The sequence below is a fragment of the Pseudonocardia sp. GCM10023141 genome, from assembly GCF_042653605.1.
Window position 1 is genome coordinate 1 of record NZ_JBHSIR010000093.1, and the last position, 2102, is coordinate 2102.

Sequence of the window (2102 nt, forward strand, 5' to 3'; positions counted from 1 at the left end):
GTTGCTGGCGCGGTTGTCCTTGGTGAGGAGCTCGCGGCGTTGGCGGGTGCGGTAGGAGTCGCCGGTGAGGGTGAGGACCTCGGCGTGGTGGACGAGGCGGTCGATCATGGCTGCGGCGACGATGTCGTCGGAGAAGGTCTCGCCCCACCGTCCGAAGGGCAGGTTCGAGGTGACCATGACTGAGCCTTGCTCGTAGCGGGACGCGATGAGTTGGAAGAACAGGTTCGCGGCGTCCTGGTCGAACGGGATGTAGCCGACCTCGTCGATGATGATCAGCTTGTAGCGGCGGATCTTCCTCAGCTCGATGTCGAGCTGTCCGGAATTGTGTGCGGTGGTGAGTCGGGCGATCCAGTTACTGGCGGTGTCGAACAGCACGGAGTAGCCGGCGTGGGTTGCTTTGACGCCGAGACCGATCGCGATGTGGGTTTTCCCGATCCCGGGCGGGCCGAGCAGAATCACGTTCTCGGATTTCGCCACGAATGTGCCAGTGGCCAGGTGCGCGAGGACGTCCCGGCGCAGGGAGGGGAGGTGATCGAGGTTGAAGTCCTCCAGCGTTTTGACTGCGGGGAAGTGCGCGGTCCGGATCCGCATGATCGATCCTGCGGATTCACGGTCGGCCACTTGACGTTGCAGGAGCGCGGCGAGGTACTCTTCGTGGGACCAGTTTTCGTCGCGGGCTTGAGCGGCGAGGTCTTCCCAGGATTTGCTGATCGTTGGTATCTTCAGCACACGCGTGAGGTAGGCGATCATTGACGCGATCTGGTCTGGTGGGCCGGGAGCTCGCGGGGTTGTTGTGATCATGATGGGGTGGTTTCCCTTTCCGTGGTGTCGGGTGGTGACGGCATGGGCGGAATGGGTGTTGGGGTGAAGTCGACGCCGAATAGTGCGTCGTAGTCCGGGAGGGCGCGGAGTTCGACGATGTGCCCGTCATCGTGCTGCCGGTCGCTGGTCGTGGTGGTCTGTCCACTGTGGCGTTCGCGGGTGAGGTCGCGGCGCATCTGCCGTGCGTGGATGACGTGTTGGGGGTCGGTGATCACCGCCTGTTTGGCCCAGGATCTGCGGTGCTGCGCCACGACCTGGCCCTGGCAGAAAACGATGACCTCGGCGGGTGAGGCGGTGACGTCGACGAACCGGCCGATCATGCGGGGGTCGACGGAGTAGTCGACGGTGTCGAGGCGAACGTAGTAGTCCCGGGCCAGCCGGATCCGATGTGTCAGTCCGATCGGTGGCTCGATCGGCGGTAACGGGATCATCGACTGGTAGTCGGTTTCCAGGAAATCCACCGGTCGGCCTTGAAGGGAACGCACCGTGCGCTGGTTAGCCCGGACTAGCCAGTCCCCGAGTTGCGTGTTGAAGTGTTCCGGTGAGGCGAACTCGCGCCCGGGTAGGAATGATGTCTCGAAGTATCCGTTGTTGCGTTCGACGATACCCTTAAACTCTGGGTCTCGTGGCGGGGCCAGGCGGATCCGTGTCGCGAGGGTTCCGGCAAAGGCTGCTGCCGGTGCGGTCACGCGGCCGGTGCCACCGATTGCTGATTCACGATCCCACACCAATGTTGTGGTCACCCGCCCGACCTGTGAGATTAACGACCACATGCCGGACAGGATATCCCCGGCCTGGCGGGACGGGATCATCGTTGCGGTCAGAAACCGGGAGAACCCTAACGTCATCACGAGCACGGGAAGTATCCTTTCTTGGCCGCGTCCGACGGGAATCTTCGTCTCGGGGAACCACAGGTCGCATTGCGTGATCTGCCCGGGCTCGTATACCACGCGGTCAGCCGGGTCGATTCCGATGTACTCCGGGCGGATATCGCGTAACCGGTTCTTCAACGGGGTCAGTGAATGCGGCCAGTTGACCCGTTCCGCGATCACCGGTGCCGGCATCCTCGGATAGCGGGCCAGTAGCGCCCGGATCGCTGGTTCAAACGGGTCGGCCACCGAGCCTCGAGCAGGTCGTTCGTAGCGCGGTGGCCGCTCCGACCGCAACGCTGCGCGGACGGTGTTGCGTGCCAGCCCGAGCAGCCTGGCGATCTCCTTGATCGGCACGCCCTCGGCTCGGTGCAGCCGACGGATCTCTGCCCAGTCCTCCACTTTCAGCAC

2 protein-coding genes are annotated in these 2102 nt (G+C 63.7%); both read right to left on the minus strand.

The window, feature by feature from the left end; translation table 11 throughout:
• Window positions 1-801 (minus strand): IS21-like element helper ATPase IstB (gene istB, locus ACFPFQ_RS48210; RefSeq protein ID WP_379630055.1); only part of this gene is annotated, 801 nt, incomplete at its 3' end.
• The gene (istA, locus tag ACFPFQ_RS48215) at window positions 798-2102 is read right to left on the minus strand and encodes an IS21 family transposase (protein WP_379630056.1); all 1305 of its coding nucleotides are present in this window, start codon (window positions 2100-2102) and stop codon (window positions 798-800) included. The genes istA and istB, both read right to left, overlap by 4 nt.